Raw genomic sequence first — 2104 nt, forward strand, 5'->3', positions numbered from 1 at the left:
GAGCAAGCTCCCTCGCCACGGGGCGGTGTTGCCGCAAAAAATCCGAATAACCGGTGAGCTGATTCGACCTCCCCCGCTCCGTCGCCCGCCGTCACCGCCCTGTCACATTCATCTGCTGTGCTGGGCCGCATTCCGCTTCTGGCAAAGGATTCCGGCCATGTTTTCCACGCTGCGCCCGCATCGTCTCAAACTCGCCCTGCTACTGCTGGCGGCCAACCTCGGGCTGATCCTGCATCTGGCCAACGGTTCGATCAAACCTGTGGGGCAGTGGATCTGGCTGGACATTCTCGGCGAGGGTGGCTCGGCGCTGCTGGCGCTGGTGTGGCTGGGCCTGGTCCTGAAAAGCCGCCCCGCCGGGCGGGTGACCAATTACCTGGTCATGGGCCTGGGCTGCATTTTCTTTTCCTGGTGGATCGACAGCCTCGATGAGTTCATCCACCTGCCCGACACCATCACCTGGGACCATTGGCTCGAATCCGGACCGATGCCGGTGGGCATGATCCTGCTGACGCTGGGCATTTACCATTGGCACCGCGAGCAACTGGCGATCAACGGGCAGATGGAGAAGCGCGAGCGGCTGTTTCGCGAGCACCGTCTGTTCGACAAACTCACGCCTTTGGGCGGCGCGGACTTTCTCAAGCATGAACTGACCGCCAGCCTGGAGGACAGCCGGCGCCGGCAACAGCCCCTGTCGCTGTTGGCCCTGGACCTCGACAACTTCGCCGCGATCAACCAGCGTTTCGGTCACAGCGAAGGCGACGCCGTGTTGCAAGCCGTCAGCCAATTGCTGGTGATGAACCTGCGACGCCAGGACCTGGTATGCCGCCTCGCCGGTGACCGCTTCGTCGTGCTGCTGCCCGACACGGGTGAAAGTCAGGGCCTGCGCCAGGCCAAGGAGCTGGAACAGGCGGTTCGCAGCCTCGCCCACAAGACCCGGCAGCACGGCGAACGCTTGCAACTGGCGGCCAGCACGGCGGTGGTGATGGCGTTCGACGAATCCCCTGAAGCCTTGCTCAAACGCCTGAACCTGACGCTGGCCCAAACCCGGCACACGCTGGCGAAAAGTGCCTGAGGCTGGCTGATGACACTCAAGACCCATTGGTACGAATCCGACAGCCGCTTCATTGCGGGGCACTATCAACCGGCGGCGCTGATCGACCTGGCGCTGTCGCGGGACATCGACAGTCATCGCCTGCTGCGCGGCACCGGCCTGTTCCACGACGATATCCTCGCAGGCCGAAGCCGCATCAGCCCGCAACAGTTTCTCGGCCTGATCGATAACAGCCGACGGCTGCTGGATGCCAACGACAGCAGCTTCCTGTTCGGCCAGCGACTCTTGCCCGGCCACTACGGACCGGCCAGCCATGCCCTGCGTCACGCCCAGAATCTGCATCAAGCGCTGGAGACACTGCTCGACTATCAACTGCTGCTCAGCCCGTTGGCCGCACCTCGTTTGCTGCTGGACGAGCATTACGCTTACATCCACTGGCTGGACAGCTGCGGCGCCGATGAGCAATGGCGCTTCGTGCTCGAAGCCAGCATGACGTCGATGGTGGCGATGAGTGCCTGGCTCAGCGGTGAACGCCTGCCCTGGCAATGCAATTTTCGCCATGACGAACCGCGTTACGTCGAACAATATTGGGTGCACCTGGGCGAGAACAGCCAGTTCAATCGACCGCTGGATATGATGCGCCTGCCCCGTCATTGCCTGGCCCAACCCTGGCCCAACACCTCGGCGACCGCTGGCCAAGTCGCGCGGATCGAAGCCCGGGAGCAGGTCGACCAATTGGGTTTCGCGTCGAGCTTCCTAGACTGTCTCTACGACTATCTGCATGCCCACGTACAGCAAACGCCAAGCCTGGAACAGACCGCACAGGCCTTCGCCATGAGCCCGGCGACGCTCAAGCGCAAGTTACACAAGCACCACACCGGGTTCCAGCAACAGGTGGATCGGGTGCACACGCACGTGGCGCTGTACCTGTATCAGGTCAAGGGGTTCAGCAACGAGGAAGTGGCGCAGTACCTGAGCTTCAACGATACGGCGAACTTCCGCCGGGCATTCAAGCGCTGGACCGGCAGTACGCCGAAGCTGATCCGGCAGTTG

The 2104-nt window shown here is 62.7% G+C and carries 2 protein-coding genes; both read left to right on the plus strand.

The annotated features are described in order from the left end of the window. Window positions 1–157: 157 nt before the first annotated feature. Window positions 158–1072: a GGDEF domain-containing protein gene (locus tag OC610_RS26220; protein WP_264432008.1), complete on the plus strand. Its 915-nt coding sequence runs from the start codon at window positions 158–160 to the stop codon at window positions 1070–1072. A 9-nt stretch (window positions 1073–1081) separates the two neighbouring features. Beyond that, on the plus strand, window positions 1082–2104 hold a 1023-nt coding region (locus tag OC610_RS26225; RefSeq protein ID WP_264432010.1), incomplete at its 3' end, for an AraC family transcriptional regulator ligand-binding domain-containing protein.

Source organism: Pseudomonas agronomica, from assembly GCF_025917275.1.
GTDB lineage: Bacteria > Pseudomonadota > Gammaproteobacteria > Pseudomonadales > Pseudomonadaceae > Aquipseudomonas > Aquipseudomonas agronomica.

What these genes read in the sequence shown, in the direction of transcription:
- OC610_RS26220 (WP_264432008.1), top strand. Translation starts at nt 158, where the DNA reads ATGTTTTCCACGCTGCGCCCGCATCGTCTCAAACTCGCCCTGCTACTG.